General features: G+C 69.9%; 23 protein-coding genes and 1 tRNA gene. 18 read left to right on the plus strand and 6 right to left on the minus strand.

Going from position 1 to position 23616, the window contains the following annotated elements; all coding sequences use genetic code 11:
* Positions 1–1011 (plus strand): alpha-ketoacid dehydrogenase subunit beta, encoded by a 1011-nt coding sequence (locus tag FY549_RS12300; RefSeq protein WP_149085274.1) that lies wholly within the window; start codon positions 1–3, stop codon positions 1009–1011.
* Entirely contained in the window at positions 1008–2384 is a 1377-nt protein-coding gene (locus tag FY549_RS12305) for a dihydrolipoamide acetyltransferase family protein (RefSeq protein WP_149085275.1), read from the plus strand. Before FY549_RS12300 ends, FY549_RS12305 begins: the two co-directional genes overlap by 4 nt.
* Here the strand turns inward: FY549_RS12305 and FY549_RS12310 are convergent.
* Complete coding sequence (locus FY549_RS12310) at positions 2377–2979, minus strand: TetR/AcrR family transcriptional regulator (RefSeq protein WP_149085276.1); 603 nt, start codon at positions 2977–2979, stop codon at positions 2377–2379. The two genes, FY549_RS12305 and FY549_RS12310, sit on opposite strands and share 8 nt — an antisense overlap.
* Before the next feature lie 111 nt (positions 2980–3090).
* Between FY549_RS12310 and FY549_RS12315 the strand changes: the two genes are divergently transcribed.
* From FY549_RS12315 to FY549_RS12335, 5 genes are read left to right on the plus strand one after another with little or no spacing between them, the layout of a single operon-like run.
* Positions 3091–4644 carry a carboxyl transferase domain-containing protein gene (locus FY549_RS12315; RefSeq protein ID WP_149086103.1) on the plus strand — a complete coding sequence of 518 codons (1554 nt, stop codon included), beginning with the start codon at positions 3091–3093 and terminating at the stop codon, positions 4642–4644.
* Positions 4645–4649: 5 nt separating this feature from the next.
* A complete protein-coding gene (locus tag FY549_RS12320) occupies positions 4650–6575 on the plus strand; it encodes an acetyl/propionyl/methylcrotonyl-CoA carboxylase subunit alpha (RefSeq protein WP_149085277.1) in 1926 nt (641 codons plus the stop codon).
* Positions 6575–7723, plus strand: a complete 1149-nt coding sequence (locus FY549_RS12325; protein WP_149086104.1) for an acyl-CoA dehydrogenase family protein — start codon at positions 6575–6577, stop codon at positions 7721–7723. The genes FY549_RS12320 and FY549_RS12325 overlap by 1 nt, the downstream gene beginning before the upstream one ends.
* 10 nt (positions 7724–7733) lie before the next feature.
* Positions 7734–8222 (plus strand): MaoC family dehydratase, encoded by a 489-nt coding sequence (locus FY549_RS12330; protein ID WP_149085278.1) that lies wholly within the window; start codon positions 7734–7736, stop codon positions 8220–8222.
* Positions 8219–9025 carry an HpcH/HpaI aldolase/citrate lyase family protein gene (locus FY549_RS12335; RefSeq protein WP_149085279.1) on the plus strand — a complete coding sequence of 269 codons (807 nt, stop codon included), beginning with the start codon at positions 8219–8221 and terminating at the stop codon, positions 9023–9025. Before FY549_RS12330 ends, FY549_RS12335 begins: the two co-directional genes overlap by 4 nt.
* A gap of 9 nt (positions 9026–9034) precedes the next feature.
* On the opposite strand, the gene FY549_RS12340 is transcribed toward FY549_RS12335, so the two are convergent.
* Together FY549_RS12340 and FY549_RS12345 are read right to left on the minus strand one after the other, a co-directional pair.
* Entirely contained in the window at positions 9035–9622 is a 588-nt protein-coding gene (locus FY549_RS12340) for a histidine phosphatase family protein (protein ID WP_149085280.1), read from the minus strand.
* On the minus strand, positions 9619–10458 hold the full coding sequence (locus FY549_RS12345) for a Sir2 family NAD-dependent protein deacetylase (RefSeq protein ID WP_149085281.1): 840 nt from the start codon (positions 10456–10458) through the stop codon (positions 9619–9621). The genes FY549_RS12340 and FY549_RS12345 overlap by 4 nt, the downstream gene beginning before the upstream one ends.
* Positions 10459–10522: 64 nt before the next feature.
* On the opposite strand from FY549_RS12345, the gene FY549_RS12350 reads away from it, so the two are divergent.
* Entirely contained in the window at positions 10523–11329 is an 807-nt protein-coding gene (locus FY549_RS12350; RefSeq protein ID WP_259613971.1) for a TrmH family RNA methyltransferase, read from the plus strand.
* Positions 11330–11336: 7 nt separating this feature from the next.
* Here FY549_RS12350 and FY549_RS12355 read toward each other — a convergent pair whose 3' ends face one another.
* Positions 11337–12164, minus strand: a complete 828-nt coding sequence (locus FY549_RS12355) for an SGNH/GDSL hydrolase family protein (protein ID WP_149085283.1) — start codon at positions 12162–12164, stop codon at positions 11337–11339.
* Between the two features lie 146 nt (positions 12165–12310).
* Between FY549_RS12355 and FY549_RS12360 the strand changes: the two genes are divergently transcribed.
* Together FY549_RS12360 and FY549_RS12365 are read left to right on the plus strand one after the other, a co-directional pair.
* Positions 12311–14053 (plus strand): DEAD/DEAH box helicase, encoded by a 1743-nt coding sequence (locus FY549_RS12360; protein WP_149085284.1) that lies wholly within the window; start codon positions 12311–12313, stop codon positions 14051–14053.
* A 131-nt stretch (positions 14054–14184) separates the two neighbouring features.
* Positions 14185–15282 carry a VIT1/CCC1 transporter family protein gene (locus tag FY549_RS12365; protein WP_149085285.1) on the plus strand — a complete coding sequence of 366 codons (1098 nt, stop codon included), beginning with the start codon at positions 14185–14187 and terminating at the stop codon, positions 15280–15282.
* Positions 15283–15384: 102 nt separating this feature from the next.
* Here the strand turns inward: FY549_RS12365 and FY549_RS12370 are convergent.
* Positions 15385–15467, minus strand: a tRNA-Leu gene (locus FY549_RS12370).
* Positions 15468–15580: 113 nt separating this feature from the next.
* Between FY549_RS12370 and FY549_RS12375 the strand changes: the two genes are divergently transcribed.
* Positions 15581–16876 (plus strand): M20/M25/M40 family metallo-hydrolase, encoded by a 1296-nt coding sequence (locus tag FY549_RS12375; protein ID WP_149085286.1) that lies wholly within the window; start codon positions 15581–15583, stop codon positions 16874–16876.
* Positions 16877–16923: 47 nt separating this feature from the next.
* Positions 16924–17754, plus strand: a complete 831-nt coding sequence (locus FY549_RS12380; RefSeq protein WP_149085287.1) for an undecaprenyl-diphosphate phosphatase — start codon at positions 16924–16926, stop codon at positions 17752–17754.
* Between the two features lie 12 nt (positions 17755–17766).
* Here the strand turns inward: FY549_RS12380 and FY549_RS12385 are convergent, their stop codons facing one another.
* On the minus strand, positions 17767–18615 hold the full coding sequence (locus FY549_RS12385; RefSeq protein ID WP_149085288.1) for a PAC2 family protein: 849 nt from the start codon (positions 18613–18615) through the stop codon (positions 17767–17769).
* 121 nt (positions 18616–18736) lie between these two features.
* On the opposite strand from FY549_RS12385, the gene FY549_RS12390 reads away from it, so the two are divergent.
* Genes FY549_RS12390 through tatA form a run of 6 tightly spaced genes read left to right on the plus strand, consistent with a single transcriptional unit; the run spans position 18737 to position 23600 of the window.
* Positions 18737–19387: an HAD family hydrolase gene (locus FY549_RS12390; protein ID WP_374114492.1), complete on the plus strand. Its 651-nt coding sequence runs from the start codon at positions 18737–18739 to the stop codon at positions 19385–19387.
* On the plus strand, positions 19384–20403 hold the full coding sequence (locus tag FY549_RS12395; protein WP_149085290.1) for a tRNA (adenine-N1)-methyltransferase: 1020 nt from the start codon (positions 19384–19386) through the stop codon (positions 20401–20403). The genes FY549_RS12390 and FY549_RS12395 overlap by 4 nt, the downstream gene beginning before the upstream one ends.
* A 10-nt stretch (positions 20404–20413) precedes the next feature.
* Positions 20414–21346, plus strand: coding sequence for a hypothetical protein (locus tag FY549_RS12400; RefSeq protein WP_149085291.1), 933 nt, complete (start codon positions 20414–20416; stop codon positions 21344–21346).
* The gene (locus FY549_RS12405; RefSeq protein ID WP_149085292.1) at positions 21346–22338 is read left to right on the plus strand and encodes a helix-turn-helix transcriptional regulator; all 993 of its coding nucleotides are present in this window, start codon (positions 21346–21348) and stop codon (positions 22336–22338) included. Before FY549_RS12400 ends, FY549_RS12405 begins: the two co-directional genes overlap by 1 nt.
* On the plus strand, positions 22335–23318 hold the full coding sequence (locus FY549_RS12410; protein ID WP_149085293.1) for a helix-turn-helix transcriptional regulator: 984 nt from the start codon (positions 22335–22337) through the stop codon (positions 23316–23318). Before FY549_RS12405 ends, FY549_RS12410 begins: the two co-directional genes overlap by 4 nt.
* Before the next feature lie 45 nt (positions 23319–23363).
* Positions 23364–23600, plus strand: a complete 237-nt coding sequence (tatA, locus tag FY549_RS12415; protein WP_025103438.1) for a twin-arginine translocase TatA/TatE family subunit — start codon at positions 23364–23366, stop codon at positions 23598–23600.
* Positions 23601–23616: the final 16 nt, after the last annotated feature.

Here is a 23616-nt window from a genome sequence, read left to right on the forward strand (position 1 = left end):
ATGACCGAACTCACGCTCGGCAAGGCGCTCGGCGCTGGCCTCCGGCAGGCGATGCTCGACGACGAGAAGGTCGTGCTCCTCGGGGAGGACATCGGCAAACTCGGCGGCGTCTTCCGGATCACCGACGGGCTGCTCGCCGAGTTCGGTGCGGCGAGGGTCATCGACACGCCGCTCGCGGAGTCCGGGATCGTCGGCATGGCCGTCGGCCTCGCGTTTCGGGGGTACCGCCCGGTCGTCGAGATCCAGTTCGACGGATTCGTGTATCCCGCGTTCGATCAGATCGTGTCCCAGGTCGCGAAGCTGCACTACCGCACCCAAGGTCGGGTGAAGATGCCGATCACGATCCGCATCCCGTGGGCCGGGGGGATCGGGGCCGCGGAGCATCACTCCGAGTCGCCGGAGGCGTACTTCGCCCACACCGCGGGGCTGCGGGTGATCGCCGTGTCGAATCCGGAGGACGCCTACCGCAGCCTCCGGCAGGCCATCGCGTCCGATGATCCTGTTGTCTTCTTCGAACCGAAGCGGTTGTACCACCACAAGGGGGAGGTCGACCTGGAGGCCCCGCTCGCGGATGCACCGCCGATGGGTCTCGCGCGTATCGTGCGTCCGGGGACGGATGCCACCGTCCTGACCTACGGCGCCATGGTCAGCACGGCGCTGCAGGCCGCTGAGGCAGCGGAGGACGAGGGCATCGCGCTGGAGGTGATCGACCTCCGCTCGCTGTCCCCGGTGGACTACGACTCGGTTGCCGCGTCCGTGCGGAAGACCGGACGCGTGGTCGTCGTGCACGAGGCTTCCCGGGAGGCCGGTCTGGCCGCGGAGGTCATCGCTAGCGTGACCGAGCGCTGCTTCGAATACCTCGAATCGGCTCCGCTGCGGGTCACCGGTCACGATGTTCCGTATCCCCCGGCCAAGCTCGAGAAGTACCATCTCCCGGACCTCGACCGGATCCTCGACGCGGTCGATCGCGTGCTCGATCGCCCGCACAGCCTGACGGGAGCAGACGTATGATCGCCGAATTCCATTTGCCCGATCTCGGGGAAGGGCTGACCGAGGCCGAGGTCGTACAGTGGCTGGTCGCTCCGGGGGACGCCGTCACCTTGAATCAGACGCTTGCCGAGGTCGAGACCGCGAAGGCCGTCGTCGAGTTGCCGTCCCCCTACGAGGGGATGGTCTCGGCCCTCCACGCAGAGGCGGGGGAGACCGTCGCGGTCGGTGCTCCGCTGATCGACTTCGACGTCGAGGGCGGGGAAGCGCCGGTCGCATCGTCGGGTACCGGGCAGGAGGCCGCGGCGGAGAAGGCGCAGCCGAACCTCGTGGGGTACGGGGCAGCTCCGACGACCAGCGGCCGTCCCGCACGACGTGCGCGTCGCCGGGGGTCCTCGGAAGGAGCGGCCGGTCCTGACACGGCGGTCTTGGAAGCGGCCCCGCACGATGCGATGCCGTCGACCGCGGTGGAGCCCGCACTGGAGCGACCGCGATCGACGCCTCCGGTTCGGGCGTACGCCAAGCGCCTCGGCGTCGACCTCGTGCTCGTTGCCGCCGAGGTGGGAGACCGTGTGATCACCCGGGCGGACATCGATGCGTACGCCGAGCGCGTCGGCCTGATCGCGTCGGGGGCGACATCGACGCCCGGGGACAGTGTCACCTCGACTCAGCCTGGTCCCGGGTGGGAGGGTCGTCCGCGCGAGACGCGGGTCCCGATCCGGGGAGTGCGCAAGCACACGGCGGCGGCGATGGTGCGGAGCGCCTTCACGGCCCCGCACGTGACGGTCTTCCACACCGTGGATGTCACATCGACCATGGAGATGCTGGGCCGCCTCCGCGAGGACAAGACCCTCGCCGGGCACCGGATCGGTCCGCTCGGGGTCGTCGCGAAGGCGGTCTGCCTCGCTTTGCGCCGGGCACCCGGCTTGAACGCGCGCTGGGACGAGGAGGCCGGCGAGATCGTCCACTACGGCTACGTCGACCTCGGAATCGCCGCCGCGACGGACCGAGGACTCATCGTCCCGATGATCCGCGACGCCGACCGGATGAACCTCGTCGAGCTGTCGGCAGCGGTCCGGGATCTCGCAGAGACGGCACGGGCCGGCAAGACCTCGCCGGCGGAGCTCGCCGGTGGGACGTTCTCCCTGTCGAACATCGGCGTGTTCGGCGTCGACGCGGGGACGCCGATCCTCCCGCCGGGCCAGTCCGGAATCCTCGCCATCGGGACCGTTCGGAAGCAGCCGTGGGAGTACCGCGGAGAGATCGCGCTCCGTCAGGTCATGACGCTGAGCCTGTCGTTCGACCACCGTCTCGTCGACGGCGCGGAGGGAGCGACCTTCCTCAAGGACGTCGCCGACATTCTGGAGGATCCCGGTCGGGCGATGCTGCTCAGCTAGCGGCGCGCAGAGCGGCCTCGGCCATCGCGACGAGCACGGTCGCGGTGGCCGAATGCCCTCGCGTCGCCGCCCGGGTGCTATGAGGGGTGGAGTTGATGAGACCGAAGCACGCCTGCACACGGAGCCGGAGCTCGTCGCGGTCGAGCGGCTTCGCCGTCTCCAGCGCCCCCAGCGCGTCCATCCAGAGCTCGATGTACGCGCGCTGAAGGCGACGCACCTCGGCCCGGTCGGCCTCGTCGAGGAAGGCGAGGTCGCGGTCCTGGACCTGGATCACCTCGGCGTTGCCGAGCGCGAACTCCACATGGAACCGGATGAGTCCGCGCATGCGCTCGTCGGGTGTGGTCTGCTCGTCGGAGACGCGCCGCCCTCCGGCCACGAGATCCTGGCTGACCTTGACGAGAACCGCCCCGAGGAGGGCCTGTTTTCCCGCGAAGTGACGATACACCGCGGGCCCGGACACGCCGACGGCGGCGCCGATGTCCTCCAGGCTCACACCGCTGTACCCGCGCGCGGCGAACAACCGGGCGGCGGCATGCAGGAGGGCGTCGGAGCGTTCCGCCTTGGCGCGGTCGCGAGCGGTGGAGGGGCTTGTCATCTCAGTTAATCCTCGCTAACCTGGACCGACGGGTTAGTGAACACTAACCGAGAATGCATGCAGCGCGCCAGGTCCATCGCCGGCGCGACGTGGGTCGAGGAGGACATCACGATGCCGGCAACCCAGGAAGCGCTCGCCCAGCAGCTCCGCGAGCGCCTCGCGAAGGCCGCGGAAGGCGGGCCCCAGGCCTCCCGCGAGCGCCACGTGGCCAGGGGGAAGCTCCTGCCGCGCGACCGAGTCTCACGGCTCCTCGACGAGGACAGCCCCTTCCTCGAGATCGCTCCGCTCGCCGCGGAGGGGCTGTACGGCGGCGAGGCCCCGGGAGCCGGGGTCATCGCGGGCATCGGGCTGGTCCACGGTCGACAGGTCATGGTCGTCTGCAACGACGCCACCGTGAAGGGCGGCACGTACTACCCCCTCACCGTGAAGAAGCATCTCCGAGCGCAGGAGATCGCGCTGGAGAACCGCCTGCCGTGCCTGTACCTCGTCGACTCTGGCGGCGCCTTCCTCCCCAAGCAGGACGAGGTCTTCCCGGACCGGGAGCACTTCGGCCGCATCTTCTTCAATCAGGCGCGCCTGTCAGCCCAGGGCATCCCGCAGCTCGCCGCGGTCCTGGGCTCGTGCACGGCGGGAGGCGCCTACGTGCCGGCTATGAGTGATGAGACCGTCATCGTCCGCGGGCAGGGCACGATCTTCCTGGGCGGCCCGCCACTCGTCAAAGCGGCGATCGGCGAGGTCGTCACGGCCGAGGAGCTCGGCGGCGGAGAATTGCACGCGCGTCGCAGCGGTGTCGTCGACCATCTCGCGGACGACGACGAGCATGCCCTGGAGATCCTCCGGGACATCGTCGCCACCCTGCCCCCGCCGCTCGCCCCGGCCTGGGACGTGCAGGAAAGCCGTCCGCCCGCAGAGACGGGGTCGCTCTACGACGTCGTGCCGGTCGACGTCAACGCCGCCTACGACGTCCGTGAGGTCATCGCGCGACTCGTCGACGGCGACTCCTTTCACGAATTCAAGGCGGAGTACGGCACGACTCTCGTGACGGGATTCGCACGCCTGCACGGTCACCCCGTCGGCTTCGTCGCGAACAACGGTGTCTTGTTCAGTGAATCTGCGCTCAAAGGTGCGCACTTCATCGAGCTCTGCGACCAGCGCGGCATCCCGCTGCTCTTTCTGCAGAACATCACCGGCTTCATGGTCGGCTCGGACGCGGAAGCCGGCGGCATCGCGAAGGACGGGGCAAAGATGGTCACGGCCGTCGCGACGACCCGGGTTCCGAAGCTCACCGTCATCATCGGGGGGTCCTTCGGGGCGGGCAACTACTCCATGTGCGGACGCGCCTACTCCCCGAGGTTCCTCTGGACGTGGCCGGCCAGCCGGATCTCGGTCATGGGCGGGCCTCAGGCCGCTTCCGTCCTCGCAACGGTGAAAGAGGATCAGCTCTCTGCCCGAGGGGAATCGTGGAGCCCCGAGGAGCGCGCTGCGTTCGAGGCGCCGATCCGGGCGCAGTACGAGGACCAGGGCGAGCCGTACTACGCCACCGCGCGGCTCTGGGACGACGGCATCGTCGACCCGGAGCAGACCCGCGACCTGCTGGGTCTCGCCCTCGATGTCGTCGCCCGCAGCCCCTTGCCCGAGCCGCGCTTCGGCGTCTTCCGGATGTGAGCCCCATGTCGCCCTCAGTCTCCTTCTCGTCCGTCCTCGTCGCGAACCGCGGCGAGATCGCCCGCCGCGTCATCCGCACCCTCCGCGGCCTCGGCATCCGCAGTATCGCCGTCTACAGTGACGCGGATGCGGACGCGCCTCATGTACACGAGGCGGATGACTCCGTGCGGATCGGGGCGGCGCCGGCACCGGAGTCGTATCTGGATATCGACGCTGTCATCGCCGCGGCTCGGGCGACCGGCGCGGAGGCGGTCCATCCCGGCTACGGCTTCCTCTCCGAGAGCGTCGGTCTGGCGGAGGCCTGCGCGGAGAGCGGCATCGTCTTCATCGGTCCCTCCGTCGAGGCCCTGCAGGTCATGGGGGACAAGGCACGGGCCCGCGAGCGTGTGAGTCGTAGCGGTGTGCCCGTGGTGCCCGGATTCGACGCCCGCGGGCTGTCGGACGCGGAGATCCTCGAGGAGGCGGAGTCGGTCGGCTTCCCGCTTCTCGTGAAGCCGAGCGCCGGTGGGGGCGGCAAGGGGATGGAAGTCGTGACGAGCGCCGACGGCCTCCCTGGCGCACTCGCCTCTGCTCGGAGGGTCGCCGCATCGGCCTTCGGCGACGACGCCCTCGTCCTGGAGCGGCTCATCCGGCGGCCACGGCACATCGAGGTACAGGTCTTCGGTGACGCGCACGGTACGGTCGTCGCCCTCGGTGAGCGGGAATGCACCCTGCAGCGCCGTCACCAGAAGGTGATCGAGGAGGCGCCGTCGGCCGGCATCCCGACCGTGACCCGCGACCGGCTGCTCACGGCAGCGGTGCGGGCGGCGGAGAGCGTGGCGTACGTCGGCGCGGGTACGGTCGAGTTCCTCGTCGATGCCGACGCCCCCGAAGACGTCTTCTTCATCGAGATGAACACCCGTCTGCAGGTGGAGCATCCCGTGACCGAAGAGGTCACCGGCCTCGATCTCGTCGCGCTCCAGCTCCGCGTCGCTGATGGGCAGCCGCTCGACGTCGAGCCTCGCACGACCGGTCACGCCGTGGAGGCGCGTGTGTACGCAGAGTCTCAAGAACGCGGGTTCCTGCCGTCGACGGGGACGGTGCTGCTCTTCGAGGCGCCGACGGGAGTCCGCGTGGACGCGGCGGTCGAGACCGGGACGGTCGTCAGCGGGTTCTATGATCCGATGATCGCGAAGGTCATCGCGTGGGGTGAGGACAGGGCGACCGCGCTGCGTCGCCTCGACGACGCGCTCGCCCGCACGGTCGTGCTGGGAGTCGAGACCAACATCGCCTTCCTCCGTCGACTCCTCCAGGACCGCAGAGTCATCGAGGGGGACCTCGACACCGGCCTCATCGAGACGCTTCTCCCGGTCGAGGCGATGGCCCCGTCGCCCGCGCAACTCGCGGCGGCCGCCGGACTGGCGGCGGGGAGCCCCGAGCAGGCGCGACGACGAGGGAGCGTCGGCCCCCTCTGGCGCGAGCTCGCCGGCTGGCGCCTGGGTGCTCCGGCGCGCAGGCCCGAGCCCATCGCCGTGCTCACCGACGACGAGCAGGTCTTCTCGGCTACACCGTCGGCCGGGAGCGGCACTGTTCGCGCGGCACGGGACGACGACAACGCTGTGTGGGTCTGGGAGGAGGGGACCACGCTCCGCCTCCGCCCCCTCGACCGCCGTGGACGGATGCGGCGACGCCTCGCCGCCGCGGAGAGCGAGGCCCGCGCCACCGAGCCGGAGGCGCGGGCTCCGATGCCGGGAAGCATCGTGGCGATTCATGTGGCAGATGGTGAGACCGTCACCGCGGGAACGCCCCTCGTGTCGATCGAGGCGATGAAGATGGAGCACCCCGTGCTTGCGCCGCACGACGGCGTGGTGCGGTTGCTGGTCGCGCTCGGTGACCAGGTGCGGCGCGATCAACCGGTCGCGCGCGTGACGACGACGGAGGAGGATCGATGATGCACGAACTCAGCGAAGAGGAGCGCGAGCTGGCGGCGATGGTCCGCGACTTCGCCGACACGGTGGTCGCCCCGCAGTCCTACGAGGCCGACCGCACGCACACTCTCTCGATGGAGGTCGTGCGGCAGATGGGGGAACTCGGCCTCTTCGGACTGCCCTTCCCGGAGGAGCACGGCGGGCAGGGCGGTGACTACATGGCACTCGGCCTCGCCATCGAGGCCCTGGGCCGGGTAGACCAGTCGATCGCGATCACTCTGGAGGCGGGGGTCAGCCTGGGCGCGATGCCCGTGTTCCGTTTCGGCACCGAGGAGCAGAAGCGCGAGCTGCTCCCGGATCTCCTCGCGGGCCGGGCCCTCGCCGGATTCGGCCTCACGGAGCCCGAGGCGGGAAGCGACGCGGGGGCGACCCGCACGACGGCGCGGCTCGACGGGGACGAATGGGTGATCGACGGGTCGAAGCAGTTCATCACCAATTCGGGCACCCCGATCACGCGGTTCGTGACGGTCACCGCGGTCACGGGCCAGAACGAGGGACGGAAGGAGATCTCCACGATCATCGTCCCGAACGGAACGCCGGGGTTCACGGTCGAGCCCGCGTACGACAAGGTGGGGTGGAACGCGTCGGACACCCATCCGCTGACGTTCGACGGAGCGCGGGTGCCGGTGGGGAACCTCCTCGGCGAACGGGGCAGCGGCTTCCGTAACTTCCTCAGCATCCTGGACGAGGGCCGTATCGCGATCGCGGCCCTGTCGACGGGTGCCGCCGAGGGGTGCCTGGAAGCGGCGGTGGACTACGCGAAGAGCCGGACGATCTTCGGCAGCGCGTTGAGCACGCGGCAGAACGCCCAGTTCACGCTCGCTCGCATGCGCGCCAGGGTGCATACCGCCCGGCTCGCCTGGTACCACGCGGCTCGTCTTCGCGACGCCGGGGAGCCGTTCGCCGAGCAGGCGGCGATCGCGAAGCTCGTGGCCGGCGAGGCCGCGATGGACAATGCCCGCGACGCGACGCAGATCTTCGGCGGCAACGGGTTCATGAACGAGTTCCCCGTGGCGCGGCACTACCGCGACTCGAAGATCCTGGAGATCGGGGAGGGGACCACGGAGGTCCAGCTCCTCGTGATCGCCAGGGCCCTCGGACTCGCCCGGTAGCGTGGAGGGCATGACCATGCGCGAGATCGTGCAACGCGGCCTCTACTACGAGGAATTCGAGACCGACGTCCGGTACGCGCACCGCCCCGGGCGCACCGCCACGGAGGCGGACAACGTGCTGTTCACCACGCTGACCATGAACACCCAGGCACTGCACCTGGATGCCGCGTTCGCCGAGAGCCAGGAGCCCTTCCACGCGCGGCTCATGAACTCGATGTGGACGCTGTCGACCATGGTCGGCGCCTCGGTCGCCCAGCTCACTCAGGGCACTCTGGTGGCGCAGCTCGGTCTCGGCGACATCGCCTTCCCGCATCCGCTGTTCGCGGGGGACACGCTCACCACGGAGAGCGTCGTGGTCGACAAGCGCCTCTCGTCCTCCCGCCCTGGACAGGGCGTCGTGCAGATCGCGCACACCGGACGTAATCAGGACGGCACGGTCGTCGCGACGGCGACACGCACGGTGCTCGTGCGCTGCCGTCCGGACGGAGACCCGGTATGACCCTCGATCTCGGTCCTGCGCTGTTGTTCTGCCCCGCTGACCGGCCCGACCGCTTCGCGAAGGCGCAGGAGCGGGCGGATGCCGTCATCCTGGATCTGGAGGACGCCGTGCTGCCGGAGGCGAAAGCCGAGGCACGGAAGAACGTCGCGACCGCTCAGCTCGACCCCGCCCGCGTCATCGTTCGAGTGAACGCACCGGACTCCGCGGCCTTCGCGGACGACCTCGAGGCCCTGACAGCGTCACCGTTCCGCACCGTGATGGTCGCGAAGACGGAGAGCGCGCAGAGTCTTGACGTCTTCGGCGCGGGCTTCTCGCTCCTCGCCCTGTGCGAGACCGCACGCGGAATCCACGCAGCGCCGGAGATCGCGGCGCATCCGTCCGTCGTCGGGCTCATGTGGGGAGCGGAAGACCTCGTGGCGTCTCTCGGCGGAACCTCCTCCCGCCAGGCCGCGGGCGCGTATCGCGATATCGCCCGGTACGCCCGCTCTCGGGTGCTGCTGGAGGCGGGAGCTCACGGCAAGGCGGCGATCGACGCCGTACATGTCGACATCGGCGACACCGCGGGGCTGGAGCGCGAGGCACGGGATGCGGCAGCCTCGGGATTCCGCGCGACGGCATGCATCCATCCGAGCCAGGTAGAGGTCATCCGCGCGGCCTACGCGCCGGACCCCGAGACCGTGGCCTGGGCGCGCGAGGTTCTCGCGGCCGCGGCGCAGGAGCGGGGCGTGTTCCGCTTCCAGGGCCGCATGGTGGACGAGCCCGTTCTCCGCCACGCGAGGGCCGTCGTCTCCCGCGCGGGCTGAGGCAGACCGTCAGAGGACGGGAGACTCCTCGAGCAGCCGAAGGTAGCCGGGCGCGGCGACGAACCGGTGCGCGGAGCCGTTGCGCAGCACCTCGCCCTCCCGGGGGAGCGTGCCGCCGGAGACGTGGTCGATGACGGCGCGGATGACGCCGCCGTGTGTGACGACGAGCACGGACTCCGCCTGCGGGGCCGACCGACGGCGGGCATCGCGCGCGATCCGGTGCAAAGCGGCGATGGCGCGTGCTCCGACGTCATGCAGCGACTCCGCCCCCGGCACTTCGGCATGCCAGTCCCCGTACGTCGCGATGTAGTCGGGCACCAGCATGCCCTCGCCGTCGCCGAACTCACGCTCCCGGATGTCGGGGACGACCCCGGCGATCTCCAGACCGAGCCGATCGGCGATGATGCCGGCGGTCTCGCTCGCGCGTGCCAGCGGGCTCGTGTAGACGGCATGGTGCGTCGTGCCGGCGAGCTTCTCCGCGGCCCATCGTGCGTCCTCGCGGCCCGTGTCGTTGAGGGGGATGTCCGTCGATCCCTGGATGCGACGGGCGAGGTTCCAGTCGGTCTGACCGTGGCGGATGAGGGTGAGATAGGTCACGAGAGCATCTCCTGGAGGGCGGGGAGCACGTCGCTGGTGCCCGCGGCGATGGTGACATCGGCCCAGGCGTCCGCGCGGGTCGGCTCGCGATTGACGATGATCAGGGGGATGCCACGTCGACGGGCACGGTTCACGAGGCGGACCCCGGAGTTCACGACGAGGGAGGAACCGGCCACGATGAGCGCATCGCTGGAACGGAGAAGTGACTCCGCGGCGCGGAAGCGGTCCTGGGGCACGTACTCGCCGAAGAAGACCACGTCAGGCTTGAGCATGCCGTCGCAGACGGTGCAGGTCGGGACGATGAAGCCCTCGGTGCTCTCCGGAAGCACGTCACCGTCCGGGGCCAACGCCACGTTCTCCGGCACCCTGATCCAGGGGTTGCGCTCCTCGATCTGCACCGCGATGTCACGACGGTCGAACACCTGTCCGCAGTGCAGGCAGAGCACGCGACGCATGGTGCCGTGCACCTCGATGACATGCGAGCTTCCCGCGCGAAGGTGCAGGCCGTCGACGTTCTGGGTGATGACCCCGGAGACGGTGCCTCCGGACTCCATCTGCGCCAGCGCCCGGTGGCCGGGATTGGGCGCCGCCTGTGCGAAGGCCCGCCAGCCGAGGTGGCCGCCGACCCAGTAGCGACGGCGGGCGGCCTCGTCACCGAGGTAGGTCTGGATCGTCATGGGGTTGCTGCGCGTGCGCGCGCCCTCGCCGCGGTATGCGGGAATTCCCGAGTCGGTCGAGATGCCGGCTCCGGTGAGAAGGGCGATCCGCTTCCCCCGGAGGAGGGCGGCGGCGCGGGTGAGCTCGGCCGACGGCTCGGCGGTGTTCGTCACGCTCACAGGACCTCCTCGATCGAGTCTAGGGGGCCCGTGCCGGGCGAAGCGCGGGTGGCAGAGTGGAGCCGTGGACCTTCAGCACGTGACCGACATCGACGACCCGCGGCTGGATGACTACCGTCGCCTCACCGACACGGCGCTCCGCGCGGCGCGGGAACCCGCGGAGGGGCTGTACATCGCCGAGACCGCCACGGTGATCGAGCGTGCGCTGGCCGCCGGGCATGAGGCGCGGTCGGTGCTGGTCTCCGCCCGTCGCGTCGAGGAGCTGCGGCGGATCGTGGGGGAGCGGGCCGTTCCGCTGCTCGTGGTCCCGGACGATGTCGCGGAGCAGGTCACCGGGTACCAGGTTCACCGTGGAGCCCTCGCCGCCATGCATCGTCCCGCTCTGGCGCCGGTCGCGGACGTGCTGCGCGGAGCGCGTCTCGTCCTGGTGCTGGAGGACCTCGGGGATCACACCAATGTCGGCGCGGCGTTCCGCGCTGCCGCTGGGCTGGGAGCCGACGCGGTCCTGGTGTCGCCGCGCTGTGCCGATCCGCTGTACCGACGTAGCGTGCGGGTCAGCATGGGCACGGTGTTCCAGGTGCCCTGGACACGGATCGACGACTGGCAGACGGCCGTCACCTCCCTGCATGAGGAAGACTTCGATGTCGCCGCCCTCGCACTCAGCGAGGGGGCGGTCGATCTCCGGGACTACGCGGCGCGACGGCCGGGGAAGGTTGCCCTGCTCTTGGGGGCCGAAGGGGACGGGCTCACGCGCACCGCTCTGGACAGCGCGGACACCGTGGTCACGATTCCGATGGCAGGCGGGGTGGATTCGCTCAACGTCGCGTCGGCCGCCGCCGTGGCCCTGTGGGCCCTCGCTCCCGCGGAATGAGTGCGCGTCACTCCTTGCCCGGGAAGATGACGGGGGAGGGCTCCGGGCGCTTGGCCGCGATGTGGTCGCCGGAGGACTGGTGCCGCAGGCGGCGGAGCACCCAGGGCACGAGGTGCTCCCTGGCCCAGCCGAGATCCTCGCTGCGGGCGGCACGCCAGGTCCGCAACGGCAGAGGTTCGGGCTGCATGGCCTCGAGGTCGTTGGGCACGTTGAGGGCGCGCAGGACCATCCGTGCGACCTCGTGGTGTCCGAGCGCGTTGTAGTGCAGGCGGTCGTCGTCGAAGAAGCGGGGATCCTGCACGACCTTCAGCGCCCACTGGTCCGCGACGATGCAGTCGTGCCGCTCCGCGATCGCGCGGACGTTCTCGTTGTAGATCGCGACCTTGCCGCGGAAGGGCCGGAACACGGGGGTGAATCCGGTGTCGATACCGGTGAACAGGATGACCGCGGCGCCGGTGGAGGACAGCCGTGCCACCGCGTCCTCGAGCTGTGCGGCGATGGCGTCGGGATCGGTGCCGGGACGGATGACATCGTTGCCCCCGGCGCAGATCGAGATGAGGTCGGGATGCAGCGCCACCGCGGGTTCCACCTGGTCGGCGACGATCTGCGCGATGAGTTTGCCGCGTACCGCGAGGTTGGCGTACGCGAAGTCGTCGACCTGCTGGGCGAGCACCTCCGCGACCCGGTCGGCCCAGCCGCGGTGACCCCCGGGAGCGTCGGGATCGGGGTCGCCGATCCCCTCCGTGAACGAGTCGCCGATCGCGACGAATCGGCGCCACGGATGCGGGGTCTCGTTCGCGACGTACGGGGTCCTTGTCGATTCCTGATCGCTCATCCGGCTCTCCTTCGCGAAGGCGTGCGCGCGCGATGGTGACCGTCGCGCAGTGACCGAGCCTACCCGGACGGGTGCGTCCGGCGGAGGACGCGCGCGGAGCTGCGCCGGATGCCGCCGTGTCGGTGGGAGCGATTATCGTGGAGTCGATGCTCTCTCCGTCCTTCCCCCAGCGCGCCCCGTGGGGAACGGCGAACAAGCTGCGGGCATGGCAGCAGGAGGCTCTGGATGCGTACTTCCAGGCCGACCAGCGTGACTTCCTCGTGGCCGCCACCCCGGGCGCCGGCAAGACCACCTTCGCCCTCACGCTCGCCGTCGAGCTGATGCGGATGGGGGAGGTGAACCGCGTCATCGTCGTGGCCCCGACGGAGCATCTGAAGACCCAGTGGGCTGATGCCGCCGCCCGCGTGCACATCCGTCTCGACCCCCGCTTCCGCAACAGCGACTGGGCACCGGCGCGGCACTATCACGGTGTCGTCGTCACCTACGCGCAGGTCGCTGCGAAGTCCTCGGTGCACCGCCATCTCACGGAGGACGCGAAGACCCTGGTCATCCTCGACGAGGTTCACCACGGCGGCGACGCGCTGAGCTGGGGCGACGCCATCCGCGACGCGTACGGACCGGCGAAGCGTCGGCTGCTGCTCTCCGGAACCCCGTTCCGCAGCGATACGGCTCCCATCCCGTTCGTGGAGTACCTCCCGGACGAGACCGGGGCGCGGGTGTCCAGCACCGACTATGCCTACGGCTACGGTCGTGCCCTCGCCGACGGCGTCGTCCGCCCCGTGCTCTTCCACATGTACGCGGGCAAGATGCGGTGGCGGACGAGCGCCGGAGACGAGCTCGAGACCCATCTGGGACAGGACAACACGAAGGATGTCACGTCGCAGGCCTGGCGCACGGCACTCGATCCGGAGGGTGATTGGATGCCGGCGGTGCTGTCGGCAGCCGACCGTCGTCTGACCGAGATCCGGCATCACATCCCCGACGCCGGTGGCCTCGTGCTGGCGACGGATCAGACCGTCGCCAGGGCGTACGCCAAGATCCTGCACAGCATCACGCGGGAGCAGCCGACGATCGTGCTGTCCGACGACGCCACCGCCTCCGAGCGGATCGAGAAGTTCTCGGAGGGCACCGCCCGATGGATGGTGGCGGTGCGGATGGTCTCGGAGGGTGTGGACGTGCCGCGGCTCGCGGTGGGCGTCTACGCGACGTCGTCCTCCACCCCGCTGTTCTTCGCGCAGGCCATCGGCCGCTTCGTGCGCGCTCGTCGTCGCGGTGAGGCGGCGAGCGTCTTCCTTCCGCACGTCCCCGTGCTGATGAAGCTGGCGAACGAGATGGAGAAGCAGCGCGACCACGCCCTGGACCGCCAGTCCAAGGACGACGACGGCCTCGAGGATTCTCTGCTGGAGAGCGCGAACCGCGAGGACGAGGCGTCCGACGCACTGACCCAGGAGTTCAGCTACCAGGCGATCTCCTCCGTCGCCCACTTCGACCGCATGGTCTTCGACGGCAAGGAGTTCGGCCAGCTCGCCGAACCGAACACGCCGGAGGAGGAGGAGTTCATCGGCTTCCCCGGCCTGCTCGAACCCGAGCATGTGCACGAGCTCCTGATGCAGCGGCAGGCGCGGCAGTCCCGGCACCGCGAGGCACGCGAGGCCCAGGCCGAGCCGACGCAGACGACGACGCTGCCCGCTCCGCTGCATCGCACCCTGCGCGAGCAGCGCCAGCTCCTGAACAGCCTGGTGGGCCTCTACGCGCGGCAGTCGGGTCAGCCGCATGGTGCCGTCCATGCCGAGCTGCGGCGCATCTGCGGTGGTCCCGCGGTGGCCCAGGCCACCGTGACGCAGCTGCAGTCCCGGATCGAAGTGCTTCGTAAGCGCGTCCGCTCCTGAGGGCCGTCCCGCCACCGCTTCGGATCCCCGAAATGCTGGCAATCCGTGCCAGGACGCGGCTGGCGCGAGACGGCGCGGATAGCGTGGAACGGTTGCCCGGACGCCGGGTGACGGTGACACCTGGAGGTTCCATGACTGCCCCTGCCGCAGCCGAGTCGACGGCTGCCGACCGACGACGCTGGGCCCGCTATCTCGTCGAGGAACGGGCGGAAGGCGCCGTTTACCAGCGCCTCGCCGCGCGCCGATCGGGGGAGGAGCGCGCGATCCTGCTCGGGCTCGCCGAGGCCGAACGTCGGCACGAGAAGCACTGGCTCGATCTGCTCGGCGGCGAACCGGCCCGGCTGCCGCGGGCGGGGATCCGCTCTCGCCTCCTCGGGTGGATGGCCGGACGGTTCGGCTCGATCTTCGTCCTCGCCCTCGCGCAGAGCGCCGAGGCGCGCTCCCCGTACGACGCCGAGCAGTGGGCGACCCCGGCCATGCGCGCTGACGAGAAGGTCCATCATGAGGTCGTCCGCGGTCTCGCTGCGCGAGGGCGCCGGCGCCTGTCGGGTTCCTTCCGGGCCGCCGTCTTCGGCGCGAACGACGGCCTCGTCAGCAACCTCGCCCTCGTCCTGGGCATCGGCGCCACCGGTGTGAGCTCGGGCTTCGTGCTGTTCAGCGGCATCGCGGGCCTGCTCGCCGGCGCGCTGTCCATGGGAGCGGGGGAGTTCGTGTCGGTGCGGTCGCAGCGGGAACTCCTCACCGCGACCGAAGCGAACGAGGACGCCGCGGCGGCCGCCGCCGACCTCGACATCGACGAGAACGAGCTCGCGCTCGTGTACCGTGCCCGCGGCATGGACCAGAACGAGTCCCTGGCTCGTGCCCGCCGTATCGTCCAGGCTGCTCAGGAGGGCGTCCGACGGGCGGCCACAGGCCCGGTGACCGTGCAGGGCGCAGACGCCCACGAGGTCGTCGGAAGCGACTGGACGGCCGCGATCTCCAGTTTCCTCCTCTTCGCCTCCGGCGCGATCGTCCCCGTACTCCCCTGGATCTTCGGGATGGCGGGCACAGCGGCGATCGTGCTCGCGCTGGTGCTCGTCGGCATCGCGCTGCTCAGCACCGGGGCGATGGTGGGGGTGCTCTCCGGGGGTCCGCCGCTGCGTCGCGCCCTGCGCCAGCTCGCGATCGGATTCGGCGCGGCGGCGGTGACCTACGCGCTGGGCCTGCTCTTCGGCGTCGGCGCGGTGTGACGGTGGTGCGGTCCCGCCCGGCGCGGGACCGCCCCCGGCGGGAGGCTGGCTCGCGAGACGACGAAGGCCCCGGATCCGGGGATCCGGGGCCTTCGCTCCCTGTGCGCGGAGGGGGACTTGAACCCCCACGCCCTATCGGGCACTAGCACCTCAAGCTAGCGCGTCTACCATTCCGCCACCCGCGCAGGTGTTGGATTTGATCGTTGCCGACCGAAGAATGAGATTAGCACGTTCTCGGAGGCGTCTCGAACCGAGCGTGACGCCCGGGCGTGGCACGCGCTTTCGATAGCCTGAGTCCATGACCGATTCCTCCCTTCCCGAGGTCGCGCGCGTCGCGAGCGACCTCATCCGCTTCGACACCTCCAACTACGGCGGCGGTAATGCGAAGGGCGAGCGGGAGGCGGCCGAGTACGTCGGCGCATACCTATCGGAGCTCGGACTCGAGGTCGAGTACTACGAGCCCATCCCGCGGCGCACGAACGTCATGGCGCGTGTGCCCGGCCGCGATCGCAGCAAACCGGCTCTCGTCGTGCACGGACACCTGGACGTCGTGCCGGCGGTCGCCGAGGACTGGACGGTGGATCCGTTCGCCGGAACCGTGCAGGACGGAATGCTGTGGGGTCGTGGCGCGGTCGACATGAAGAACATGGACGCGATGATCTTGACCGCTGTGGCGGATATCCTCCGCGCGGGGGAGCAGCCGGAGCGTGACCTGGTCCTGGCTTTCTTCGCCGACGAGGAGAACGGTGGGGTAGAGGGCTCGGCGCTCGTGGTGAAGGACCGCCCGGAGTGGTTCGCCGGTGCGACGACGGCGATCAGCGAGGTCGGCGGGTACTCCATCTCCGTCGACGACCGCCGTGCGTACCTGCTCCAGGTCGGGGAGAAGGCTCTGATCTGGATCCGACTGGTCGCGACCGGACGCGCGGGTCACGGCAGCCGGCTCCATGATGACAACGCCGTGACGAAGCTCGCCGAGGCGGTCGCCGCCATCGGCCGCACGCGGTGGCCTATCCGGCTGACCCCCACCACGGAAGCGCTGCTCGCAGGGCTGAGCGCGCTGAGCGGACGCAGCATCGATGACCCGGACGCGCTGGCCGCCGCGGCGGGCCCCGCCGAGGCGTTCCTGCGGTCCACGTTCCGCACGACCACGAACCCCACCGCTCTCTCCGCCGGGTACAAGCACAACGTCATCCCCGAACGCGCCGAAGCCCTGATCGACGTTCGGGTGATCCCCGGAACGGAGGACGACGTGCTCGCCGAACTCCAGCGCATCGTAGGCGACGACATCCGGATCGAGACGGTCGTGCGCGACATCGGCATGGAGACGCCATTCCAGGGGGAGCTGGTCGACGCGATGGTCGCGGCGCTGGGCCGTCATGACCCGGGGGTGCCGGTCATCCCGTATCTGCTCGGCGCCGCGACGGACAACAAGGCGCTGGCCACGCTGGGGATCACGGGGTACGGCTTCGCTCCGCTCCAGCTCCCCGCTGATCTCGACTTCACCGGGATGTTCCACGGAGTCGACGAGCGAGTGCCCGTAGACTCACTTGTCTTCGGTCAGCGGGTGCTGGCCGATCTGCTGCGCACGTACTGAGCGGCGTTCTCGCGCTCCGTGCCGTCCCGAAAGACGAAGGCCTCTCCATGCACCTGCTCGAAGCACTGATCCTGGGAATCGTCCAGGGCCTCACCGAGTTCCTGCCGATCTCCTCCAGCGCGCATCTGCGCATCCTCGGGACGTTCCTCCCGTCGGGCGAGGACCCGGGCGCGGCATTCACCGCCATCACCCAGATCGGCACGGAGGCGGCGGTCGTCGTGTTCTTCTGGCGGGACATCGTCCGGATCATCTCCCGATGGTTCCAGTCGATCGCCGGCAAGGTACCTCGGAACGATCCTGACGCACGAATGGGCTGGCTCATCATCATCGGGAGCATCCCGATCGTCCTCCTCGGACTGCTGTTCCAGGACCAGATCGAGACCGTTTTCCGCTCGTTGTGGATCGTGGCGATCATGCTCATCGTGTTCGGTGTCCTCCTCGGCGTTGCCGACTACGTCGGAGCCAAGCGCCGCAAGCTCGACGATCTGACCTACCCGCACGGCATCGCGTTCGGACTGGCTCAGGCCCTCGCCCTCGTCCCCGGCGTCTCTCGGTCGGGCGGGACCATCACGATGGGACTCTTCCTCGGCTACGAGCGCGCTGCCGCCGCCCGGTATGCCTTCCTGCTGGCGATCCCCGCCGTGTTCGGCAGCGGTTTCTACCAGCTCTTCAAGAGCTGGGGCGAGCCCTCCTTCTTCTCGCTGGGGGACACCATCGCGGCGACGGGCGTCGCCTTCGTGGTGGCGCTCGGCGTGATCGCCTTCTTCATGAGCTGGATCTCGAAGCGCAGCTTCCTGCCGTTCGTGATCTACCGCATCCTGCTCGGCGGGGCGCTGCTCGTCCTGCTGGCCATGGGGGTCATCCCGGCCTCGGCCTGATCCCGGCGCCTGTCAGCGCTTGCGGTCGCCGCGACCGTCGTCGCGGCGACGCAGGTACCGCTCGAAGGCCTGCGCGATCGCGTCGCCCGAGGCATCGGGGGAGTCCCAGGTGTCCCGCGTCCGCTCGAGCTGACGGATGTACTCCGCCATGTCCTCGTCCTCGGACGCGGCCGCGTCGATCGATGCCTCCCATGCCGCCGCCTCGGTACGCAGATGCCGGCGGTCGACATCCACGCCGGTCAGCTCCTCGAGGCGGTCGAGGAGGGCGAGGGTGACCTTCGGCGAGGGGGCCGCCGAGGCCACGTAGTGCGGGACGCTCGCCCAGAGGCTGACGGACGGGATTCCGGCGTTCTCGGCGAAGTGCTCGAGCACGGTGAGGATGCCGACGGGCCCCTCGTACACGGAACGCTCCAGAGCGTGCGCTTCCCGGACCTGCTCGTTCTGGCTGGACGCGAAGATGGAGATCGGGCGGGTGTGCGGGACATCGGAGAGCATGGCTCCCAAGGTCACGAATCCGGTGATGTCGTCGCGCAGGGCGACGTCGATGAACTCCGATGCGAAAGCCTGCCAGGTGCGCGCCGGTTCCGCGCCGGTGAGGAGCCAGAACTCGGGGCCGGGACCAGGGTCGCGGGGGCGCCACAGCGCCGCCTCCGGCCACGTCATCTGACGGCGGCCCTCGCCGTCGAGCCGGGTCGCCGGGCGGGTGTACTGGTAGTCGAAGTAGAGCTCAGGGTCCACGGAGTGGACGAGATCGTAGCCGCCGGCAGACTGCAGGGCGCCCACCGCTCCGGTCGCGGCCTCGCCGGCATCGTTCCAGCCGTCGAAGGCGGCGATAATGATGCGCGAACCGAGAACGTCCATGCCGTGCTCCCTTCGAGGCCGTAGTGCCGATCCCCCCAGGCTAGCCCGCGTCCAGGGGATGTGGGCGGCCCCGGCTAGCATGGGTTCGGTGAGCAACAAGCCCCGCGCGGTCCTCTGGGACATGGATGGAACACTCGTCGACACCGAGCCCTACTGGATGGCGGCCGAGACCGCACTGGTCGAGTCCTTCGGGGGCACCTGGTCTCATGAGGATGCTCTGCAACTCGTCGGAAGTGGCCTCATCGACAGCGCGATCATCCTCCAGGGGGCCGGCGTCGAGATGGACCCCGAGGCGATCGTCTCCCACCTGACCAGCGCCGTCCAGGAGTCGCTGCGCGCTCAGGGCGTGCCGTTCCGGCCCGGCGCACAGGAGCTGCTCCGTGACCTCCGCGCCGCCGGGATCCCGACCGGCCTCGTGACCATGTCGCTGCGTCGGATGGCGCTCGACGTGGTGGGCTTGATCGATTTCGAGGCGTTCGACGTCGTCGTGGCCGGAGACGACGTCGAGAACCCGAAGCCGCATCCGGAGCCCTACCTCCAGGCCGCCGCACTGCTCGACGTGGACATCGCCGAGGTGGTGGTCATCGAGGATTCCCCCACGGGACTTCGGGCCGGCCTCGCCTCCGGTGCGCTCACGCTCGGGGTGCCGCACATCGTCCCGCTCGACGGCCTCGGCGCGCATGAGCTGTGGCCCACCCTCGACGGCCGCGGGGCGGCCGACCTCGTGGACCTGTTCGGGGCCCGCGCCGCGACCACGGAGGCCAGCCGATGACGACCACTTCCGCACCTCGCCCTAGCGGTCCCTTCCGCGAGGGCGATCGCGTCCAGCTCACCGGTCCGAAGGGTCGTCTGCACACCGTCACTCTCCGTGAGGACGGCGAGCTGCACACCCATCACGGCGTGCTGCGGCACCGTGATCTCATCGGGCTGCCGGATGGATCCGTGGTCGCGAACAGCTCAGGGCACGAGTACCTCGCGCTGCGGCCGCTGCTGCGCGACTTCGCCATGTCTATGCCCCGCGGCGCCGCCATCGTCTACCCCAAGGACGCGGCGCAAATCGTCATGCAGGCGGACATCTTCCCCGGCGCGACTGTTGTCGAGGCCGGAGTCGGGTCGGGGGCGCTGTCGCTGTCGCTCTTGCGGGCCGTCGGGCCTGCCGGCCGGCTCCTCTCCTTCGAACGCCGCGAGGACTTCGCCGAGGTCGCCCGGGCCAACGTCGAGACCTTCTTCGGGGAGCTCCCTGACACGTGGCGCGTTGTGGTGGGAGACCTCGTCGCCTCGCTGCCCGCCGAGGTTGAGCCCGGCACGGTCGACCGCGTCGTGCTGGACATGCTGGCTCCGTGGGAGTGCATCGAGGCGGTGGCGGACGCGCTGACGCCGGGCGGCGTGGTGCTCTGCTACATCGCCACGGCCACCCAGCTCTCCCGCGTCGCGGAGTTCATCCGCGGTACCGGGCTGTTCACCGACCCGGAGGCGTCGGAGACGATGGTGCGCGGCTGGCACGTCGAAGGGCTTGCCGTCCGACCGGATCACCGGATGGTCGCGCACACCGGATTCCTCCTCACGGCCCGCCGGCTGGCTCCGGGGGCGGTGGCTCCGTCGGTGAAGCGTCGCGCGTCGAAGAGCAGCTACAGCGACGAGGACGTCGAGCTCTGGACGCCGGGCGCGGTGGGTGACAGGGAGATCACGGACAAGAACCTCCGCAAGCGTGCTCGTGAAGCCGGCAGAGCCGCCGAGGGGGCTCGGTTGGCGGCGGCGTCGCGCGAATCCGGGCACGCGACGGAATAGACTGGAGCGCGTGCGTAAGACGTCCGCCGTTCTGGCCTCTCTCAGCCTCGCCGCCCTCGCTCTGACGGGGTGCAGCGTGACCGCATCGTCCGCCGACGCCTCGTGTGATCGCGATGGGCGCGCCAACGGTATCGACAGTGCCGTCACGGTCACCGGCGACGTCGGCTCGGAGCCCGACGTCGAGATTTTCGCGCCCGTTCGCGTCACCAAGACCTCCTTCGCTGACGTCGTGGTCGGTGACGGCCGCGCGGTGGTCAACGAGACCCAGCCGCTGGTCGCGCAGATCTCCATCTACAACGGCGCCACCGGCGAGCAGGTCTTCGAGACCTCGTACGATGCGGACTCGACGCGCGCGTCCAGCATCGCGTACTGGGCCACGCAGTCTCCCGGTCTCGCCGACGTCATGGAATGCGCTACGGCCGGGACCCGGATCGTGGCCGGCCTCACCCCCGAGGACTTCGGGGAGGCGAACCTCGGTGGGCTCGGCATGGATGAGGACGACGTCGCGGTGTTCGTGATCGACGTGGTGGACGCCTTCCTCCCGCGGGCCGAGGGCACGCTGCAGTTCAACGACGCCAAGGGCATGCCGACCGTCGTCCGCGCCGACGATGGCACTCCCGGCGTGATCATCCCGGACAGCGCGGCACCCGAGGAGCAGGTCGTCCAGACTCTGATCCGTGGGAACGGCGACGAGCTGACCGAGGAAGACACCCCCCTCGTCCACTTCACCGCGGTCGACTGGGACAAGAAGTCCGTCCTCCAGAGCACCTGGGGCCAGAGCCCCGCGGAGAACCTCCGTGAGATCGCCGCGCCGGTCGCCGACGCGCTCATCGGTCAGCCCGTGGGCTCCCAGGTACTCGTGGTGCTGCCGAAGACCGAGACCTCCTCCGCGATGGCCGTCGTGGTCGACGTCCTCGGCGTGTCCCCGGTCTCCGCGCCCTGATGGCCGCCCGGATCCCTGCCGAAGAGCGCCTCACGAATCTCGTCGTGGCGCTGATGGCCACGGAGATCGGGCTCACGAAGCAGCAGATCCTCGACAACGTCTCCGGCTACCGCCAGCGTGCCGAAGCCGGCACGCGGTCGGACGCGCTGGAGAAGATGTTCGAGCGGGACAAGGACGAACTCCGCTCTCTCGGAGTCCCCATCGAGACGATCGGCGACGCCGCCGACCCGAACGATCTCCGGGAGGCGCGGTACCGCATCCCGCAAGCCGAGTACGATCTGCCCGAAGACATCGAATTCTCGCCGGCGGAACTCGCCGTGCTCCGACTCGCCGGCAGCGTTTGGAGCGCGGAGTCGGTCTCCGGTGACGCGCAGTCCGGCGTCCGCAAGATCCGAGCGCTGGGCATCGACGGTGACGAGCCCATCATCGGCTTCGCCCCACGCATCACAGCGCGCGACCCCGCCTTCGCTCCGCTCCAGGATGCGATCGAACGGAGCAGGGTCGTCTCCTTCGACTACCTGAAGCCCGGTGAGGACGCCCCCCGGCGGCGTCGCATGCGTCCGCTCGCCCTCGTGGACTACGAGGCGCGGTGGCACGTGTACGGCATCGACGTGGACATCGAGGAGGAGCGGACGTTCCTTCTGAGCCGCATCGTGGGCGACGTCGTGGTCAGTGCGAGCACATTCGATCCGGCGTTGCGCGAAGGTGCGGGGGAGCGAGCGCTGGGCGGTCTCGAGCGCGTTGCGGCCGAGAACTCGGCGTTGCTGGAGGTCACGCCCGGCACCGAGGCCGCGCTGCGCCTCGGGCGGCGGGCCACCCCCGCTCCGCAGGGCATCCGGGTCCCCTTCGTCGATCTGCACATCCTCGCGGACGAGCTCGCGTCGTACGGCCCTGAGGTTCGGGTCGTCGAGCCCGCTCCGCTCCGGGAGGCTGTCATCGCACGCCTTCGGGCTGTCGTCGCCGCCCACACGGACGCTGAGGCCGCCTCATGAGTGCCGCGCCCAAGCCGCTCCTCGCCGCCGACCGGGTGCGTCTCTACCTCACCCTGGTGCCTTACCTGCTCGAGCACGGGCAGGTGTCGCTCGCCGAGGCGGCGGAGGAGTTCGGTGTGACCCCGCGGGAGATGCGGGCGATGGTCGAGAAGCTCACGGTGATCGGGCTACCCGGCGAAGCGGGCTACTGGCAGCAGCCCCAGGAGATGTTCGACATCAACTGGGACCTCCTCGATCTGGAGGACGTCATCGAGATCACGAACGACGTCGCTCTCCGTCGGGTCCCGAGGCTCACCGCGCGCGAGGCCGCGGCGCTGCTGGCCGGACTCCAGATGGTCGCGGCGGTGCCGGCGGTCTCGGACTCGGGGCTCGTCGCCGGCCTCATCTCCAAGCTCTCGCGGGGCGCGGCGGATGCGCCCGCCGATGTCGTGATCGCGCCCACCGCCGTCGACGAGGTACGCGAGGTCGTCGCCCGCGGCCTGCAGAAGGGCGTGGCGGTCGCCTTCACGTATCAGGCTCCCGACGCGGCCCCGACGACGCGGACCGTGGATCCCGTGCAGATCCTGATCACCAACGGGCAGTGGTATCTGCAGGGCTGGTGCCACATGCGAGAGGCGATGCGCACGTTCCACCTCGACAGAGTCAGCGCGCCGACCCTCACGGACATTCCCAGCACGCATGGCGGGGACCGGGTACCTGAGGCGTTCGCCGGCCTGGAGGAGGAGCGTGAGGTGACCGTCCGCGTGCCGGAGCGCCTGGCCCCGCTGCTCAGCGGTTTCGTGCCGACCGAGGCGCTCCGCGCCGGCGATGGTTCGGTGACGACACGGCTGCACCTGGCGGATCCGCGGGGCATCAAGCGTCTCGCCGCCCGGTTCGGCGGGGCGATGGAGGTCTGCGACCCCGCGATCGCGCGTGGCGCCACCCGGGACTGGGCCGCCGCGGGACTCGCGCTCTACCATCGGCCTGATGCCGAGGATTGATCTGTAGACTGGGGCGGAAAGCCCCCCTACGACGGGAATGTCGATATGTTCGCTGGAATGCAAGGCTGGCACCTCCTCATCGTGCTGGCCGTTATCCTTCTCCTGTTCGGTGCTGCCAAGTTGCCGGCGCTCGCGAAGAGCATGGGTCAGTCCGCTCGCGTGTTCAAGGGCGAGATGAAGGCCATGAAGGAAGAGGACGCGGTTCGTGCCGAGTCGGCGCCCGCGGAGCCGACGACGGTGAAGGACTCGGGCACCGACCCTGAGACTCCGCCTCGCGCCTGACCGGCCGTGGCAGCCA

Origin of the sequence: Microbacterium sp. 1S1 (assembly GCF_008271365.1) — a bacterium.
Taxonomy (GTDB): domain Bacteria; phylum Actinomycetota; class Actinomycetes; order Actinomycetales; family Microbacteriaceae; genus Microbacterium.